Consider the following 17,879-nt stretch of genomic DNA (forward strand, 5'->3'; position numbering starts at 1 on the left):
CGGTCACGGCAGCAGGTAGGGCCGCAGGAAGGCCCGCTCGTCCTCGGTCAGCCGGCGGGGCCGCCCGTGTTCGAGGTCGTACGGCACCAGCACCGAACGGGCCTTGCTGGCCAGCACCTCGCCGTCGAACAGCTCGTAGCCGATGGTGAACCGGGAGGCCTTGATCTCCTCCACCCACAGCTCCACCCGGACCATCGGCGCCTGCTCCGCGGTGGCCCGGCCCAGGGCGTAGTCGACCGGGCGCAGGTAGTCCACCTCGTGCCGGGCGATGACCACCCCCTCGACGAACGAGCTGAGCCCCCAGGCCCGGCCGCCGACGAACATCAACGCCACCCGGGCCTCCTCGTAGAGGGTGAGGAAGCGGGCGTTGTTGACGTGGCCGTACGCGTCCAGGTCCGACCAGCGCAACGCGCAGTGGTAGACGTACCGGGCTGCCGGCGGGTGCTCGGCCGCGACCGGACTAGTCACGGGTGAGCTTGCGGTAGGTCACCCGGTGCGGTCGCGCTGCCTCCGCGCCGAGCCGGTCGATCTTGTTCTTCTCGTACGCCTCGAAGTTGCCCTCGAACCAGAACCACTGGGCCATGTTCTCGTCGTCGCCCTCCCAGGCCAGGATGTGCGTCGCCACCCGGTCCAGGAACATCCGGTCGTGGGAGATGACCACCGCGCAGCCGGGGAACTCGAGCAGCGCGTTCTCCAGCGAGGAGAGCGTCTCGACGTCGAGGTCGTTGGTCGGCTCGTCGAGCAGGATCACGTTCCCACCGATCTTCAGCGTGAGCGCGAGGTTGAGCCGGTTGCGCTCGCCGCCGGAGAGCACCTTGGTCGGCTTCTGCTGGTCCGGGCCCTTGAAACCGAACGCGGCCACGTACGCCCGCGACGGCATCTCGACCTTGCCGACCATCAGGTAGTCCAGCCCGTCGGAGACGACCTCCCAGACGGTCTTGTCGCCGTCCAGGCCTTCCCGGTTCTGGTCGACGTACGACAGCTTGACGGTCTCGCCGACCTTCACCGAGCCGTCGGTCGGCTGCTCCAGGCCGACGATGGTCTTGAACAGGGTGGTCTTACCCACACCGTTGGGGCCGATGATGCCGACGATGCCGTTACGCGGCAGGCTGAAGCTGAGGTGCTCGATCAGGGTCCGGTCGCCGAAGCCCTTGGTCAGGTCGTTCGCCTCGATCACCGTGTTGCCCAGGCGCGGGCCCGGCGGGATCTGGATCTCCTCGAAGTCGAGCTTGCGGGTCTTCTCCGCCTCGGTCGCCATCTCCTCGTAGCGGTCCAGCCGCGCCTTGGACTTGGTCTGCCGGGCCTTGGCGTTGGAGCGGACCCACTCGAGTTCCTCGGTGAGCCGCTTCTTCATCTTGGCGTCGCGGCGACCCTCGACGGCCAGCCGGGCGGCCTTCTTCTCCAGGTAGGTGGAGTAGTTGCCCTCGTACCCGATGGCCCGGCCTCGGTCCAGTTCCAGGATCCAGCCGGCGACCTTGTCCAGGAAGTACCGGTCGTGGGTGATCGCCATGACGGTGCCGGCGTACTTGGCCAGGTGCTGTTCGAGCCACTGCACGCTCTCCGCGTCCAGGTGGTTGGTCGGCTCGTCGAGCAGCAGCAGGTCCGGCGCCTCCAGCAGCAGCTTGCAGAGCGCCACCCGGCGGCGTTCACCACCGGAGAGCTGGACGACGTCGGCGTCCGGCGGCGGGCAGCGCAGGGCGTCCATGGCGAGTTCGAGCTTGGAGTCGATGTCCCAGGCGTCCTCGTTGTCCAACTCCTCCTGGAGCCGACCCATCTCCTCCATCAGCTCGTCGGAGTAGTCGGTGGCCATCTGCTCGGCGATCTTGTTGAACCGCTCCAGCTTGGCCTTGGTCTCCGCGACCGCCTCCTCGATGTTGCCGAGGACGGTCTTGGCGTCGTTGAGCGGCGGCTCCTGCGCGAGCATGCCGACGGTGTAGCCGGGCATCAGCCGGGCCTCGCCGTTGCTCGGCCGGTCCAGCCCCGCCATGATCTTGAACAGGCTGGACTTACCGGCGCCGTTCGGGCCGACCACACCGATCTTGGCCCCGGGCAGGAAGCTCAGCGTCACGTTGTCGAGCACGACCTTGTCGCCGTGCGCCTTGCGCGCCTTTTCCAGAACGTAGATGTACTGGGCCACGGTGCGGCCTACCTCCAGAGTCTGCGGAACAGGGAGCTTTGCCCGGGCCCGGAAGCCTGCGAGCGCGAGGCGCGAGCCGGGGTCGACTCCGCGCGGGCCGTCGTCAATCCTGACAGGTGGAGCGCGGTACGCCCACATCACCCCGCCGGAGCACCCGAGGTGGGACGAAAGGGATCGTTATCGCCAAGATCACTTACCGGTTTGCCCACAGCGTCCCGCAGGGCAGTAAGAGTGGCACCGCGAGGTAGGAGCCACAGCTACGCTCAGTACGCTCAGCGGTGGACTGCGGAATCACCGGAGGTGCACAGATCGTGACGGAACGTAGCTCGTTCGTGGTCGTGGCGAATCGTCTGCCGGTTGACGAGGTGACCACCCCAGAGGGTCGGCAATGGCGCCGGAGTCCGGGGGGCCTGGTCACCGCCCTGCACCCGGTCCTCGTGCAGCACCAGGGCACCTGGGTGGGGTGGGCCGGCGGGGTCGGCGCGGCCCCCGAACCGTTCGACCTCGAGGGCATCGGGCTGCACCCGGTCCCGCTCAGCTCCGAGGAACTGGAGCGCTACTACGAGGGCCAGTCGAACGCCACCATCTGGCCGCTCTACCACGACGCGGTGGAAACCCCTGCCTACAAACGCCGCTGGCGGGAGGCGTACCGGCTGGTCAACGCCCGGTTCGCGGAGGCCGCCGCCGAGGTGGCCGCGGAGGGCGCCACGGTCTGGGTGCAGGACTACCAGCTTCAGCTCGTGCCCGCGATGCTGCGCGAACTCCGTCCGGACCTTCGGATAGGTTTCTTCCTCCATATCCCATTCCCGCCGATCGAACTGTTCATGCAGATGCCGCTACGCGCCGAGGTGCTGCGCGGGTTGCTCGGCGCCGACCTGGTCGGTTTCCAGCAGCGGCTGGCGGCCCAGAACTTCGTCCGGCTCGCCCGGCACCTGCTCGGCCTCCGGTACGAGGGCCAGATGATCCAGGTCGACGGGCGCCAGGTGAAGGCCGGCGCGTTCCCCATCTCCATCGATGTCGCGGAGATGGAACGGATGGCCGCCGACCCGGCGGTGCAGGCGCGGGCCAAGCAGATCCGGGCCGAACTGGGCGACCCGAAGACCGTCGTGCTCGGCGTCGACCGGCTCGACTACACCAAGGGCATCGAGCTTCGCCTCAAGGCCTTCCGCGAGCTCCTGGCTGACGGAAAGTTGACAGTTCCCGACGCCGTTATGGTGCAGGTCGCCACACCGAGCCGCGAACGGGTCGAGCACTACCAGGCACTACGCGTGAAGGTCGAGCGCGAAGTTGGCCGGATTAATGGGGAATTTGGCCGGGTCGGCGTGCCTGCTGTTCACTATCTGCACCAGTCGTACAGTCGCAGTGAACTTGCCGCGCTCTACTGCGCGGCTGATGTGATGATGGTGACCCCACTGCGAGACGGAATGAACCTGGTGGCCAAGGAGTACGTTGCATCGCGCGCCGACTCTGGCGGCGCGCTCGTGCTCAGTGAGTTTGCCGGCGCCGCCACCGAGTTGCGCCAGGCCTTCCTCTGTAACCCGCACGACCCCGACGGGGTGAAGGACGCGCTGTTGCGCGCGGTCCACGTCGACAAGGTGGAAGCACGGCGGCGCATGCGCATCATGCAGCGCCACCTGCGTACCCACGATGTCGAACACTGGGCCCGGTCTTTCCTGAACGAGCTGGGCGTGCCCGAAACGGAGGCAGTGTGAGCACGTCCGTACTGGACACCGGGGCGATGGCCCTGGACTCGATCGATCCCGTGCTGCGGGACGCGATCGGGAGGATCGCCCGCTCACCCCAGTTACTCGTCGCCTGCGACTACGACGGCACCCTGGCGCCGATAGTCGAGGACCCGAGCAAGGCAGTACCGCTGCCCGAGTCGGTCGCCGCCGTACGCGCCCTGGCCGCCCTGCCGCAGACCACGGTCGCCGTGGTCTCCGGTCGGGCGCTGCGTGACCTGGCCACGCTCTCCCGGCTGCCGAGCGAGGTGCACCTGGTCGGCAGCCACGGATCCGAGTTCGACATCGGCTTCGTGGAGCGACTCGCCCCCGAACTGGTCGAGGTACGCACCCGGCTGCGCAACGAGCTGCGCCGGATCGCCACCGACCAACCCGGCGTACGGCTGGAGAGCAAACCGGCGAGCATCGCCGTACACACCCGGGGTGCGAAGCCCGAGGTGGCCAAGCAGGTCGTCGAGGCGGTCAAGAACGGTCCGGCGAGCTGGGCCGGGGTGACCGTTACCCAGGGCAAGGAGGTCATCGAGCTGTCGGTGATCCCCACCCACAAGGGGACCGCGGTCGACCAGTTGCGTACCCAGATCTCGGCCAGCGCCGTGCTCTTCATGGGCGACGACGTGACCGACGAGAACGCGTTCGCGAACCTGCACGGCCCCGACGTCGGCATCAAGATCGGCAGCGGGGACACCCAGGCGGCCTACCGGGTCGCGGACCCGACCGAGGCAGCCCGGGTGCTCGGCCTGCTGCTCCAGGTCCGCCGTACCTGGCTGTTCGGCGAGCGGGCGGTGCCGATCGAGCGGCACTCGATGCTGGCCAACGGTCGTACGGTCGCGTTGCTCACGCCCGAGGCCAAGGTCACCTGGCTCTGCCACCCCAAGCCGGACGCCTCGGCGATCTTCGCCGACCTGGTCGGCGGCCCGCCGGCCGGTCACTTCAGCGTCGCCCCCGACCGGGGCGGCCTGCCGCTTGGGCAGCGCTACCGGCCCGGCACGATGACGGTGGAGACCCGCTGGTCCGGGCTGACCGTCACCGACTGGCTGGACCGGCCCTCGTCGGACAACGTGCCCAGCGGCTCGGCCGTCATCTCCGGCGACTCGACCCTGGTCCGGGTGCTCACCGGCTCCGGCCGGGTACGGCTGGAGTTCGCCCCCCGGCCCGAGTTCGGTCAGGTCGCGGTCCAGCTCCAACCGCTCGCCGACGGCCTGCTGGTGCTCGGTTCCAACGAGCCGATCGCCCTCTACGCCCCCGGCATCGAGTGGAAGGTGGTCGCCGACGGCGGCTACGAGACCGCCCGCGCCGTGGTCGACCTCGCCGCTGCCGGTGGCTCGATCACCCTCGAACTCCGGTTCGGCTCGCACAGCCTGGCCCACCACCGGGTACCGGTCGCCGAGCGGCAGGCCGCCGCCGAACAGCCGTGGCGGGACTGGGTGGCCAGCCTGAAGCTACCCACCCACGACCGTGAACTGGTCGCCCGCAGCGCGCTCACCCTGCGCGGGCTCTGCCACGAGGCCACCGGTTCGATCCTCGCCGCGGCGACCACCTCGCTGCCCGAGGAACTGGGCGGCGTACGCAACTGGGACTACCGCTACTGCTGGCTGCGGGACGCGGCGATGACCGCCCGCGCCCTGGTCGACCTCGGCTCACTCGGCGAGGCCGAGGCGTTCCTGCGCTGGGTCGACGGCTGTGTGGAGCGCACCGGCGGCCACCCGGAGCGGCTGCACCCGCTCTACACGGTCGACGGCTACGAACTCGGCGCCGAAGCCGTGATCGACACCCTGCCCGGCTACGCCGGCTCCCGGCCGGTCCGGGTCGGCAACCTGGCCAACCACCAGCTTCAGCTCGACGTGTTCGGGCCGATCGCGGACCTGCTCGCGGCCGTGGCCGACCTGCGCGGCTCGGTGCTGGAAACCGAGTGGCGGGTGCTCGAATCGATGGTCGAGGCGGTCAGCCGCCGCTGGCACGAGCCCGACCACGGCCTCTGGGAGGCGCGCCTCCCCCCTCGGCACCACGTCTACTCCAAGGTCATGTGTTGGATGACCGTGGACCGGGCGCTGCACATCGTGCGCCGCCACGGTGGCGAGGAGCGGCCCGACTGGGTCGAGCTGCGCGACCGGATCGGGCACAACGTGCTCGAGTACGGCTGGCACGAGGGCGTCGGCGCCTACAGCGTCGCGTACGGCGACGAGGAGATGGACGCGTCCTCGCTCTGGATCGGGCTGTCCGGGCTGCTGCCCGACGACGACCCGCGCTTCCTGTCGACGGTGCTGAAGATCGAGGCGGATCTGCGCAGCGGGCCGGTCGTCTACCGCTACCACTGGGACGACGGGCTGCCGGGGCGTGAGGGCGGCTTCCACATCTGCACGGCGTGGCTGATCGAGGCGTACCTGCGTACCGGGCGGCGGTCGGATGCCGAGGAGCTGTTCCGGCAGATGGTCGACACGGCCGGGCCGACGGGGTTGCTGCCGGAGCAGTACGACCCGCTGGTCGAGCGGGGGTTGGGTAACCACCCGCAGGCGTACAGCCATCTCGGGTTGATTCGGTGTGCGTTGTTGTTGGATTCTTCGGTCTGAGATTTTGATGTGGGGGGTTGGGCCCCACCGTGCCTGGCGAGGGCCGTCAAGCTTGATCCCCTCGCCAGGCACGGTGGGGCCCGACCTTTACCCGTTTGGGTTTTGCTTGAGTGGTGACGCCTTGGGTTTGTGCTCCGGTCGGGATAGTCCGGCCGGCGACCGCGCCACCTCACGCCCCTGGCAGCGGTGCTGGTCAGGGCGTGAGGTACGGCGGTTTACCTGCCGTTTGCGGGACGGTGGATGGTACGGCGTCGCGCCGTGGTGAGTTCGGCCTCGATCAGATCGGCGGCACGGTCGGCGCCCCCAGCCTCGCGGGTCTGCCGCTTCAGGTCAGCGCTGCGGGCCACCACGGCGGGGTCTGCGATGAGGGCGAGCAGCGTCTCGCGGAGTTCCACGGCGGTAACGGTGACCGAGTCGACGACCTTGGCGACGCCGAGACAGGCCAGTTGCTCGGCGTTCGCGAATTGGTCGGCCGCCTGCGGTACGGCGATCATCGGGGTCCCGCAGTAAAGGCCTTCGCTGCTGCCGCCCATGCCGGCATGGGTGACGAAGGCGTCCGCCTGCTCCAGTACGGCCAACTGCGGCACCCATTGGTGGACCTCGACGCTGTCCGGGACGGGCCCCAACTCGGCGGGATCGACGTGGCTGCCGATCTGCAAAACGGTGTGCCAGCCGGGCAGGTCACCGAACGCGACGATACAGCGGCGGTAGAAATCGGGCTGCCGGGTGAAGGCGGAGCCGAGGGAAACAAGCAGCACTTTCTCGACGCCGTCCGGCCGGACCCAGGGACCCTGGTGGGAGCGGTCACCCAGGATCGGGCCGACGAAACTGTAGACCGAGCGATCCACCCGGTCGGCGTTCGGCTGGAGCGCCTCCGGCGGCAGGACGAGGCTGCGCACCGGCCGGCCTTGGAATGCCATGCTGTCGGTGACCGACGAACCCTCTGCGGTCAGCCACCTCTTGAACCGCTGGTAATAGTCGGCGCCGCGCGGATCAGCCCGCATCGACTCGACGACGGGCGCCATCTCCTGCTCGTAGCCGTCCCAGGCCACGAACGTCGAGGACAACTGGATGGCCGGAATCCCCCACTGCTCGCCGAGTAACCGAGCCGGCGCGCCGGCGATGTCGTAGAGGAACAGATCCGGCCGATCGCCGGCATAGGCGGCCCGCAACTGCGGCAGCATGGCGATGGCATCGTCGAGGAAGAGCGTTAGCTGCTCGATCGGATTGTCGGTTCCCGAGCCACCGTCGCTGGGCAGCGTTGATTCATACGGTTTCAGCTCGGCGCCCGCGCCCTCGATGACCTCGGCGAAGGCGGGGTCATTGGCGTAGGTGACCCGGTGGCCGCGCTGCACGAGGGTCCGGATGATCTCCAAGCTCGGGTTGACGTGGCCGTGGAACGGAATGCTGACCATGGCGAGGTGCGGCATGGAATCTCCTGAGGACTAGAGAGCCGAGACGTTTCGTCTCGCAACCAGAAGAGCACAGCACCACGGGCGCGTCAAGACGAAACGTTTCGTCTCGTGTAAGCTACCGGTGTGACTCCACAGCCCGCCCGTCGCAGCGAACAGTCCCGCCGCGCGATCCTCGCCGCCGCCCTGGAGCTGTTGACCGAGACCGGGTACTCGGCCGTGACCATCGAGGCGATCGCCACCCGCGCCGGGGTCGGCAAGCAGACCATCTACCGCTGGTGGCGCGGCAAGGGCGCGGTCATCCTGGACGCGCTCGTCGACAACACGCCGGAGGTCCTCGCCCTGCCCGACACCGGCGACCTGCGGGCTGACCTGGGCCAGATCCTCCGGGCCACGGTCGCCGAGTTCGCCGATCCACGGCTGTCCGCCACCACCCGTGCCATCACCATCGAGACCCTCGCCGACGAGGAGTTGGCCGACCAGGCGCGCGACCGCCTGCTCCGTCCCCAACTGGACGCGGTCCGCACCCGCCTGGAGGCCGCCCGCGAGGCCGGCCAGGTCCGCCCCGACGTCCCGCTGGACCAAGTGGTCGAGCTGCTGTTCGGCCCGCTTTACCACCGCTGGCTGCTCCGCAACGGCCCACTGACCGACGACTACGCCGACGGCATCGTCGACCTGGCCATCGCCGCCATCACCCCTCCCGGCCCCCGTCCTGGCGCGTGACGCTGGGGCGGCGAAGAGCTACCGGCCTGCCCGGACCCGCCACCACGGTGGTGCAGCCGGCGCGGCTAAGGCGCTCTTGTCCTGGCCAGCCCTATCCGTTGATCTCCTGCCAGGACTACCGAAACCCCGTCTGGGCGGTCAGGTGGTGGGGAGGGTGGTCACCACGTTGCCGATGATCACTACTGCGGGAGGGCGGATGTTGGCGGTGTGGGTGGCATCGGCGATGGTGCCGAGGGTGGCTCGCAGGGAACGCTGGGCGCCGGTCGTACCCTCCTGGACCACCGCGGTCGGCGTGCCCGGCGCCCGCCCGTGTGCCTGGAGGGTCGCGGCGATCGCGGGCAGGTTCTTCAGCCCCATCAGCACCACCAGGGTGCCGCGCAGCCGAGCCAGGGCCGCCCAGTCGACCAGTGAGGCCGGGTCGTCCGGGGGGAGGTGACCGGAGACGACGGTGAACTCGTGCGCCACGCCGCGGTGGGTCACCGGGATGCCGGCCAGCGCCGGTGCGGCGATCGAGCTGGTCACGCCGGGAACCACGGTCACCGGTACGCCGGCCGCCGCGCAGGCGAGCGCCTCCTCGCCGCCACGGCCGAAGACGTACGGGTCGCCGCCCTTGAGCCGGACCACGAACGCGCCGGCCAGGGCCCGCTCGACCAGGATCCGGTTGATCTCCTCCTGGGTACGGGCCGGGCCGTAGGGGATCTTGGACGCGTCGACCAGTTCGGCGTCGGGTCGCAGTTCGTCCAGCAGCAGGCCGGGCACGAGTCGGTCCGCCACCACGACGTCGGCCTCGGCGAGCAGGCGGCGACCCTTGACGGTGATCAACTCAGGGTCACCGGGGCCGGAGCCGACCAGTGCGACCCGCCCGACGCGTGGCGGGCGGCCGTTGGCCGGGGAGATGCCCGCACCCGTGGAGGGTGTCGACTCCCGGCCGGTCTGCGGCAGGGTGCCGTCGGCGAGACGGTCGCGGATGGCGTCGCGTACGGTCACCGCGCGGTGCGGGTCACCGCCACCGAGCACGGCCACGGTCACCGCGCCGTGCCGGGCCACCGCCGGGGTCCAGGCCGTCGCCGCGGTCCGGTCGTCGGCGCGTACGCAGAACACCCGGCGCTCGAACGCGGCGACGCTGACCGCCTCGGCCGCTGCCGGGTCGTCCACTGCCACCTGCACCAGCCAGGCACCGTCCACGTCGGCGGGCTCGAACGGCCGGGCCGTCCACCGCACCCGGCCGGCGTCCACCTGTGCCCGCAGCGCGGGTGTCAGCTCGGGAGAGACGACCTCCACCAGTGCACCCGCGTCCAGCAACGCCGGTACCCGGCGGGTCGCCACCGCTCCCCCACCGACCATGAGCACCCGGTGCCCCGCCAACCGCAGGCCGAGCGGGTAGGGATTGGCACCGATCTGTTGCGTCACTTCTCCGAAACTCCCGCCGCGTCGAACGTCGCCACCTCGTGCAGTACCCGTACCGAGCCGGCGACGACCGGGAGGGCGAGCAGGGCGCCGGTCCCCTCGCCGAGACGCAGTCCGAGGTCGATCAGCGGCTCCAGGCCGAGGGCACGCAGGCCGGCGGTGGCACCGGGCTCGGCGGACCGGTGCCCGGCGACCATCGCCCCGACGGCTTCCGGCGCGAAGGCGGCGGCGACCAGCGCCGCGGCCACCGTACTCACCCCGTCGAGGATGACCGGCGTACGCCGGGCGGCGGCGCCCAGGATGAAGCCGGCCAGCGCGGCGTGCTCCAGCCCACCGATGGCGGCCAGTACGCCGAGCGGGTCGGCCGGGTCGGGCCGGTGCCGGGCGAGCGCGGCCGTGACCACGGCAACCTTGCGGGCGTACGTGTAGTCGTCCACGCCGGTCCCCCGGCCGGTCACCTCGGCCGCACCGGCACCCGTGTGTACGGCGATCAGGGCGGCGGCCGCGGTGGTGTTGGCGATGCCCATGTCACCGGTGAGCAGGATGGCCGCGCCCGCGTCGATCAGTTGACCGGCGGTACGGGAGCCGACCTCGACCGCGGCCAGCGCCTCGTCCCGGCTGAGCGCGGGTTCGACGGTCATGTCCCGGGTACCGGGCCGGATCCGGGCCCGGACGAGGACGGGTCGACTGTCACGGTCGGGCTGGCTGTCGGGGCCGGGCTGGCTGTCGGGGGCGGCGAGGCGCTGGGCCGGGACGGGCGAGGTGGGGCCGTCGAGGTCGACCAGGGCGTCGGGGGCGGTGAGGTCGTCCAGGGCGGTCAGCTCGTCGTGGGTGGTGTGACCGGGCGGGGTGCCGTCTTCGGCGTCGGTCGGGTCCTCGGGGTCGGCGAGGGGGGTGGCCACGCCGACGTCGACGACGGTGACCGTAGCGCCGGTCTGCCGGGCGAACGCGTTCACCACCGCGCCGCCGGCCAGGAAGTTGCCGACCATCTGGGCCGTCACCTCGCGCGGCCAGGGCGTCACACCCTGGGCGTGTACGCCATGGTCACCGGCGAAGATCGCCACCGCGGCGGGGGCGGGCAGCGGGGGCGGGCAGACCCCGGCCAGCCCGGCCAGGCGTACCGACAGGTCCTCCAGGGCGCCCAGCGAGCCGGCGGGCTTGGTCAGCCGGCTGTGCAGCAGGCGGGCGGCCGCCATCGCCTCGGTGTCCAGTGGGCGGACCGCCGCGATCAACGCCTCCAACATCATGCCTCCAGGATCTCCGCCAGCACGGCGACGAACGCGTCAGTGGTGGCAGTGTCCCGCACCGCCACCCGCAGCCAGTCGGCACCCAGCCCGGGGAAGGTGTCGCCACGGCGTACCGCGTAGCCGCGGGCGCGCAGCGCGAGCCGTACGTCGGCGGCGCCGGGCCGGTGGACGAGTACGAACGCGCTGGCCGGGGTACCCGCGACGCGTACGCCGGGCAGGGCCGCCAGGCGGCGGACCAGGTGCTCGCGGTCGGCGGCGAGCCGTACGGCGATCTCCCGTTCGGCGGCGACCGCGACCGGCGTCGCGCAGGCCCGCGCGGCGGCCAGGGCCGGCGTGCCGACCGCCCAGAGGGGCTGTACGGCGCCCAGCCGCTCGATCAGGTCGGCCGGGCCGAGCAGGTAGCCGATCCGCAGTCCGGCCAGGCCCCAGGTCTTGGTGAGGCTGCGGACCACCACCACTCCGGGCAGGTCCCGCCGGGCGGCGAGGGATTCCGGCTCGGCCTCGGTGCCGTCCGGGTCGATGGTGGTGTCGGCGAACGCCTCGTCCACCACCAGCACCCGTCCCGGTCGGGCGAGTTCGGCCAGTACGGCGGCCGGGTGCAGGACCGAGGTCGGGTTGGTCGGGTTGCCCACGAAGACCAGGTCGGCGTCGTCCGGCACCAGTGCCGGGTCCAGCCGGAACCCGGTCTCGGCGGACAGCAGCACCCGTTCGACCCGGTGTCCGGCGGCCCGCAGCGCCGCCTCGGGCTCGGTGAACTGTGGGTGCACCACGACCGGGCGCCGGGCGTCGTTCAGCGCCCGGGCGAGCAGCACGAAGCCCTCGGCTGCTCCGGCGGTGAGCAGCACCTCGGCGCTCGGGCGGCCGTGTCGGGCGGCGACCGCCGCGCGGGCCGGGCCGGGGTCCGGGTAGCTGGCCAGGTCGCCGAGCGATGCGGTGATCGGGTCGGCCAGCCAGTCCGGCATCGGCGCCCGACGGACGTTGACCGCAAGATCGACCAGCCCGGGTACGACCTCCGCGTCGCCGTGGTGCCCCAGATCGACCTCGGTGTCGACCTCGGGGGCCGGCGGGGGCGCGGTTACCTGCGGGTGCATGACCGGGATCCTGCCCGGCGGTGGGATCGCTGGCCAACGCGTGTACGCCTGGTGGGCGGAGTTCGACGGCGACGTTCGCGAATTTTTATCGGGTTATTATGGGGCATGTCATAGCTTAAGAGGGTGACGAACCCCACCCTCAAGCCTCCCGAAGGCAACCGCTTCCTTCCCCTCCTGCGGGCCGGACTGATCGCGGGGGTCATCCTCGCGGCAGCGGCCTACCCACTCGCCGCAATCGGCGGCCTCGGCGCCAAGGCAACCGCCGACCTGGTCCGCGACCGGCCGCGCGACCTGCGCCACACCTCACCCGCGCAGACCACCTACGTGTACGGCGCCGACGGCAAGACGCTGCTCACCACGTTTTACGAGGAGCACCGCAAGTACACCCCGATCGGGGAGATGTCGCCGTACATCCAGCAGGCGATCGTCGCCTCCGAGGACTCGCGCTTCTACAAGCACAACGGCGTCGATGCCAAGGGCGTGGCCCGTGCGTTCGTCGCCAACCAGCAGGCCGGCGGGGTCTCCCAGGGCGCCTCGACGCTGACCATGCAGTACGTCCGGATGGCGCTGCGGGACAGTGCGCAGACGCCGCTGGAGGTGCAGGAGGCGACCGAGCAGACGAGCATCCGCAAACTGCGCGAGATGCGGATCGCGCTCGACCTGGAGAAGGAGATGACCAAGTCGGAGATCCTGGAGCGGTACCTCAACTCCGCCTACTTCGGCCACCGCGCGTACGGCATCTACGCCGCCTCGGAGATCTTCTTCTCCAAGACACCCAGGGATCTCAGCCCGGTCGAGGCGGCCACCCTCGCGGGCCTGGTCAAGGCCCCCTCCGAGTACGACCCGGCGGTCAACGACCAGAAGGCCGCCACCGACCGGCGCAACTACGTCATCGACCGGATGCGGACCATGGGCTACATCTCGCCCGACGCGGCGGCGGCGATGGCGGCCGAACCGATCAAACTCAAGCTCAGTACGCCACCGAACGACTGCGTCTCGGTGCCGAAGGAATACAACAGCTGGGGCTTCTTCTGCGACTACCTCAAATCGTGGTGGTCGGTCCAGCCCGGCTTCGGCAGCAACTCGATGGAACGCCTGGACAAGCTCCGCCGGGGCGGTTACAAGATCATTACCAGTATCGACCCGAGGGTGCAGGAGATCGCCGAGAAGAACGTGCTGGCGAAGGAGGGCGAGAGCAGTCCGTTCGCGCACGGCCTGGTCGCGGTCGAGCCCGGCACCGGACGGGTCAAGGCGATGGCGATCAACCGGATCTACTCCCTGGACTCCACCGACAACGGCCCGCACTCCGACCCGGAGAAACGGTCCCGGATGAGGGGCAACTACCCGAACACCGTCAACCCGCTGCTCGGCGGCGGAGACCTCCCCGGCTACCAGGCCGGATCGACGTTCAAGATGTTCGTGATGCTCGCCGCACTGGACGCCGGCATGCCGCTGTCGACCGCGTACGACTCACCATTCAAGATCACCTCGATCTATCCGGGCGGCGGTACGACCAGCAGCTGCGGCGGGCTGTGGTGCCCATCCAATGCCAGCGCCGCGATGACCGGCCGACAGACCATGTGGTCCGGCTTCGGCAAGTCGGTGAACACCTACTTCGTCCAGTTGGAGCAGGCGGTCGGCGCGGACAAGGCGGTCGCCCTCGCCGAACGGCTCGGCCTGCAATGGCGTACGGACGTCGACCGGCGGCAGGCGTCACCGGAGAAACGCAAGGAGTGGGGTGCATTCGTACTCGGCGTCTCCGACGTGACCCCGCTGGAGATGGCCAACGCGTACGCGGCGATCGCCGCCGACGGCCGGTTCTGTGAGGCGATCCCGGTCACCTCGATCACCAACCCGGACGGCACCCCGACGATGATCACCACCCGCAGCGGTGGCCAGGTCGAGGCCGCCAAGCCCCGCTGTCACCAGGAGGTGAGCGCGGACGCGGCCCGGGCCGCCACCGACGCGGCCCGCTGCCCGACCGGCGACACCCCGGCCCGTGGCTCGTGCGGCGGCTGGTCCACCGCCGACAGCGTCAAGGGCACCGTCGGCCGCCCGGTCGCCGGCAAGACCGGTACCACCGACAGCACCCGGTCGGCCTGGTTCGTCGGCTACACCCCGGAGTACGCGATGGCGAGCTTCCTCGCCGACCCGGACAACCCGTTCAACGCGGTAGGTGACGCACAGTCCAACAAACCGGTCAGCACGGTCTCCGACACCCTGAAGGAAGCACTCAAGGACCAACCGGTCCGCCAGTTCGCCCCACCGTCACTCCAGATCACCCGCTAGCGGAGGTCGGCCGCCACGAAAGACCAGGATTCGAGATCCACCCGACCGCCCTGGGCGTACCCGGCGTTGCGGAGCAGGCCCTCGTAGCTGAAACCGGCCTTCTCCGCGACCCGGCGGGAGGCGACGTTGCCGGGCGCCACCCGCAACTCGATCCGCTGGAAACCGTGCTCCAGGATCAGGGCGATGGCCAGCGCGAGGACCGACTCGGCGGCCAGCCCGAAGCCGCGCGCCTGCGGTGCGACCGCGTAACAGATCTCGGTGACCTTGCCGGACCAGTCGGTGCGCTTGGTCCAGAGCGCGCCGACGAGCTGGTCGTCCTCGCGCCGGACCACACCGTAGTGGTCGCCGTTGCCGCTGTCCCGCCGCTCCTTGGCCATCTCCGTGCACCAGGCGGTGGCGTTGATCGGACCGGACGACTCCGGCAGCGGCAACCAGCGCTGGGTCAGCTTGTCGCCGAAGATCTCGGCGACCGCCGCGATGTCGTACGCCAGCAGCGGCCGTACGTGGGCCCGCGGGGTGGAGACGGTCAGGGTCGGGAACCGGCGGACCGCCACCTCGCCGGTCACGCCGACTTCCCACCCGTCGGGCCGCTCGGCTGGTCCGGCCCGTTCGGCGGCTCCGCGGTGGCCACCGGGCCGGCCGGCCGGGGCACCAGCCCCAGCCGTGGCCCGGCCACCGGTTCCGCACCCGCGCGGGGCGCCAACGGCCCGGCGACGGGTTCCGCACCGGGACGGGGCGCCAACGGCCCGGTCACCGGTCCGACCCGTGCTCCGACGACCGGTTCCGCACCCGCGCGAGGTGCCACCGGGCCGGCCGCCGCCACCGCCCGGACCAGCCGACCCGCGATCTCCGGCGTACCGGCCCAGTGCAGGATGAGCTGCGAGGCGTGCACCTGACGCCAGACGAAGCCCTCCGGCGTACCGCCGCCCCAGGTCCAGGCCGGCGTCTGCCCGGCGCGCGGGGTGAGCACCCCGCGGTGCTGCTTGTAGCCGATCAGCCGGGCGCCGAGCGGGGCGACCACGCTGGCCGCGCGAGCGGTCGCCTCGCGGTAGCCGACCACGATCCGGTCCGTGCTCTCCCCGGTCGCGTCCAGCACCCCGCACATCGGTCGCCCGTCGAACTCGCGGGACAGCCAGAGCACGCCCGCCCCGTCGGCGAGCACCGGCCGACCGGACCGGGCCAGGTCGGCCACGGCCGCACCGAGCCGGCGGTTCGCGGACAGCTCCTCCGCGTACGACTCGGGCAGCCCGCCGCCGACGACCAGCGCATCGGTCCCCTCGGGCAGTTCCTCGTCGACCAGCGGGTCGAACGGCACCACCTCGGCGCCCGCGGCGGCAAGCAGCTCGACGGTTTCCGGGTAGGAGTAGGAGAGCGCCTTGGAGCCGGCCAGCGCGATCACCGGCCGCCGCCCGCCGTTCGCGCCGACCGGCGCCCCGGACGGTCCAGGCTGGCCGGCGCCGCTGACCTGGGCGAGCGCGTCGGCCGCCGACCAAGGCTCGACACCGAGCCGGGGCGCCGAGTGGGCCAGTGACAGCAACCGGTCGAGGTCGACGGTGCCGCTGATCGCCTCACCCAGCCGCCGCACCCCCCGGTACGCGTCCACGCCCTGCTGGAGCACCGGCACCACCCCGTGCTCGCGCGACGGCAGGACGGCGGGCAGTTGGTGCCGGCGCAGCGCACCGAAGACCGGTACGCCGATGTCGTCGAGCGCGTCCCGGAGCAACTGTTCGTGCCGGTCCGACGCAACCCGGTTGAGGATGACCCCGCCGAGCCAGAGCATCTCGTCGTACGCACGGAAGCCGTGCACCAGCGCGGCCACCGACTGACCCATCGCCGCGACATCGACGACCAGCACCACCGGGGCGCGCAGCTCGGTCGCCACGGCAGCGGTCGAGTCGGTTTCGGAACGCCCGGCAAGGCTGTCGAACAGGCCCATGGTCCCCTCGACCACAGCCACGTCCGCGCCCGCCGAGCCGTGCGCGAAGATCGGCGCGACCCGGTGCGGACCGACCAGCCTCGGGTCGAGGTTGCGTCCCGGCCGCCGGGCGGCGAACCCCAGGTACGCGGCGTCGATCTGGTCCGGGCCGACCTTGAAACCGGCGGCGGCCATCCCCCGGGCGGCGTACGCGGCGAGCAGCCCGACGGCGATCGCGGTCTTACCGTGTCCCGAAGAGGGCGCACTCACCAGTACGCGCGGCACGGCGGTCATGGTCGGCTCCTCGGGGGCGAACGGGGTACCGGGGTCGGACTGCGGGGCGGGGCACGGTTACCGGGGCGGCCGGGTCCGTTACCCGAACCGTGAGCAGACGTGACGGGGCGGACCAACCCGGCAACCGGATCGCCGGGCGTGACGATACCGGGCGTCGGAAAGACCCGCCGGCCGCCGATCCGGGCACCAGCGTAGTGGCTGCCGTCACACGGGTAACCTCGTGTCGTGTACCGCTTCCTGCTCACCCCACGCTGGCTGGGCATCCTCGCCCTGACGCTGGCCGCGGCCGCGGTGATGGTGCTGCTCGGTAACTGGCAGTTGAGCCGCTACCGGGAGCGGTCCGCGATCAACGAACGGATCGACGCCGCCGACCGGATCGCGCCGGTCCCGCTGGCCGAGGTGCTGCCCCCGGCGGGCGGCGCGGCCGGGACGGCGGGCAACGCGCCGGTCAAGGAGGTGGCCTGGACCCGGGTCACCGTCACCGGGCGTTACGACACCGCCAACACCATCGTCGTACGGGGCCGGACGGTGGACGGCAAGGTCGGCTTCGAGGTGGTCAGCCCGCTGCTGCTCGACGACGGCAGCGCCGTGCTGGTCGACCACGGGTGGGTTCCGCCGCCGGGTGGTTCCGCCACGGAGCAGCCTCGGATCCCGGCGATCCCCACCGGGCAGGTGACGGTGGTCGGCCGGGTGCACATGTCGGAGAGCAAGCCCGGTGCGGTGGACCGTCGCGACGGCAAGCTGGAGACCCGCCGGGTGGCCGTACCCCGGTTGGCGCGCGAGCTGCCGTACCCGCTGTTCGGGGCGTACCTGCTGGTCGGCGAGCAGACCCCGGCGGCCGATCCGACGTTCGCGGCGGTGCCGATCCAGCACGAGAACAACTGGCAGAACGCCGGCTACGTGATCCAGTGGTGGCTGTTCGCCCTGATGACGCTCTACGGGTTCGGTTGGTTGGCCCGCCGGGAGGCGCTCGGCGACACCCTGCCGAAGACCCGTGACGGTGCCCCGCGCAGCCGGGACCGGGCCGCCGACCCGGCACCCGCCTGACCGATCTC

12 protein-coding genes and 2 pseudogenes are annotated in these 17,879 nt (G+C 71.2%); 5 read left to right on the top strand and 9 right to left on the bottom strand.

What is annotated here, in order from left to right; translation table 11 throughout:
- Window positions 1-3: 3 nt before the first annotated feature.
- Together AB0J90_RS27820 and ettA are read right to left on the bottom strand one after the other, a co-directional pair.
- On the bottom strand, window positions 4-468 hold the full coding sequence (locus tag AB0J90_RS27820; RefSeq protein WP_363600739.1) for a thioesterase family protein: 465 nt from the start codon (window positions 466-468) through the stop codon (window positions 4-6).
- Window positions 461-2,137: an energy-dependent translational throttle protein EttA gene (gene ettA, locus AB0J90_RS27825; RefSeq protein ID WP_363600741.1), complete on the bottom strand. Its 1,677-nt coding sequence runs from the start codon at window positions 2,135-2,137 to the stop codon at window positions 461-463. The genes AB0J90_RS27820 and ettA overlap by 8 nt, the downstream gene beginning before the upstream one ends.
- Before the next feature lie 311 nt (window positions 2,138-2,448).
- On the opposite strand from ettA, the gene AB0J90_RS27830 reads away from it, so the two are divergent.
- Together AB0J90_RS27830 and otsB are read left to right on the top strand one after the other, a co-directional pair.
- Window positions 2,449-3,849, top strand: a complete 1,401-nt coding sequence (locus AB0J90_RS27830; RefSeq protein ID WP_326556131.1) for a trehalose-6-phosphate synthase — start codon at window positions 2,449-2,451, stop codon at window positions 3,847-3,849.
- 26 nt (window positions 3,850-3,875) lie between these two features.
- Window positions 3,876-6,446, top strand: a complete 2,571-nt coding sequence (gene otsB / locus AB0J90_RS27835) for a trehalose-phosphatase (RefSeq protein WP_363600829.1) — start codon at window positions 3,876-3,878, stop codon at window positions 6,444-6,446.
- Window positions 6,447-6,661: 215 nt separating this feature from the next.
- Here the strand turns inward: otsB and AB0J90_RS27840 are convergent, their stop codons facing one another.
- Window positions 6,662-7,876 (bottom strand): macrolide family glycosyltransferase, encoded by a 1,215-nt coding sequence (locus AB0J90_RS27840; protein WP_363600743.1) that lies wholly within the window; start codon window positions 7,874-7,876, stop codon window positions 6,662-6,664.
- A 108-nt stretch (window positions 7,877-7,984) separates the two neighbouring features.
- Between AB0J90_RS27840 and AB0J90_RS27845 the strand changes: the two genes are divergently transcribed.
- Window positions 7,985-8,581: a TetR/AcrR family transcriptional regulator gene (locus AB0J90_RS27845; protein ID WP_363600745.1), complete on the top strand. Its 597-nt coding sequence runs from the start codon at window positions 7,985-7,987 to the stop codon at window positions 8,579-8,581.
- Window positions 8,582-8,719: 138 nt separating this feature from the next.
- Here the strand turns inward: AB0J90_RS27845 and cobA are convergent, their stop codons facing one another.
- From cobA to cobC, 4 genes and pseudogenes are all read right to left on the bottom strand, one after another.
- Window positions 8,720-9,979 (bottom strand): uroporphyrinogen-III C-methyltransferase, encoded by a 1,260-nt coding sequence (cobA, locus tag AB0J90_RS27850; protein ID WP_363600831.1) that lies wholly within the window; start codon window positions 9,977-9,979, stop codon window positions 8,720-8,722.
- Between the two features lie 8 nt (window positions 9,980-9,987).
- A pseudogene (locus AB0J90_RS27855) lies at window positions 9,988-10,677 on the bottom strand (nicotinate-nucleotide--dimethylbenzimidazole phosphoribosyltransferase); the annotation flags it as partial.
- 201 nt (window positions 10,678-10,878) lie between these two features.
- Window positions 10,879-11,232, bottom strand: a pseudogene (locus AB0J90_RS27860) (nicotinate-nucleotide--dimethylbenzimidazole phosphoribosyltransferase); the annotation flags it as partial.
- Complete coding sequence (cobC, locus tag AB0J90_RS27865) at window positions 11,232-12,326, bottom strand: Rv2231c family pyridoxal phosphate-dependent protein CobC (protein WP_363600747.1); 1,095 nt, start codon at window positions 12,324-12,326, stop codon at window positions 11,232-11,234. The gene cobC and the pseudogene AB0J90_RS27860, both read right to left, overlap by 1 nt.
- Before the next feature lie 123 nt (window positions 12,327-12,449).
- Here cobC and AB0J90_RS27870 point away from each other — a divergent pair, with 123 nt between their 5' ends.
- On the top strand, window positions 12,450-14,615 hold the full coding sequence (locus AB0J90_RS27870) for a transglycosylase domain-containing protein (protein WP_363600749.1): 2,166 nt from the start codon (window positions 12,450-12,452) through the stop codon (window positions 14,613-14,615).
- Here AB0J90_RS27870 and AB0J90_RS27875 read toward each other — a convergent pair.
- Both AB0J90_RS27875 and AB0J90_RS27880 read right to left on the bottom strand, forming a co-directional pair.
- A complete protein-coding gene (locus AB0J90_RS27875; RefSeq protein WP_363600751.1) occupies window positions 14,612-15,181 on the bottom strand; it encodes a GNAT family protein in 570 nt (189 codons plus the stop codon). The genes AB0J90_RS27870 and AB0J90_RS27875 overlap by 4 nt on opposite strands.
- The gene (locus AB0J90_RS27880; RefSeq protein WP_363600753.1) at window positions 15,178-16,824 is read right to left on the bottom strand and encodes a cobyrinate a,c-diamide synthase; all 1,647 of its coding nucleotides are present in this window, start codon (window positions 16,822-16,824) and stop codon (window positions 15,178-15,180) included. The genes AB0J90_RS27875 and AB0J90_RS27880 overlap by 4 nt, the downstream gene beginning before the upstream one ends.
- A 225-nt stretch (window positions 16,825-17,049) precedes the next feature.
- Between AB0J90_RS27880 and AB0J90_RS27885 the strand changes: the two genes are divergently transcribed.
- The gene (locus tag AB0J90_RS27885) at window positions 17,050-17,871 is read left to right on the top strand and encodes an SURF1 family protein (protein ID WP_363600755.1); all 822 of its coding nucleotides are present in this window, start codon (window positions 17,050-17,052) and stop codon (window positions 17,869-17,871) included.
- Window positions 17,872-17,879: the final 8 nt, after the last annotated feature.

The sequence above is a fragment of the Micromonospora sp. NPDC049523 genome (genome assembly GCF_040676775.1).
Taxonomy (GTDB): Bacteria; Actinomycetota; Actinomycetes; order Mycobacteriales; family Micromonosporaceae; genus Micromonospora_G.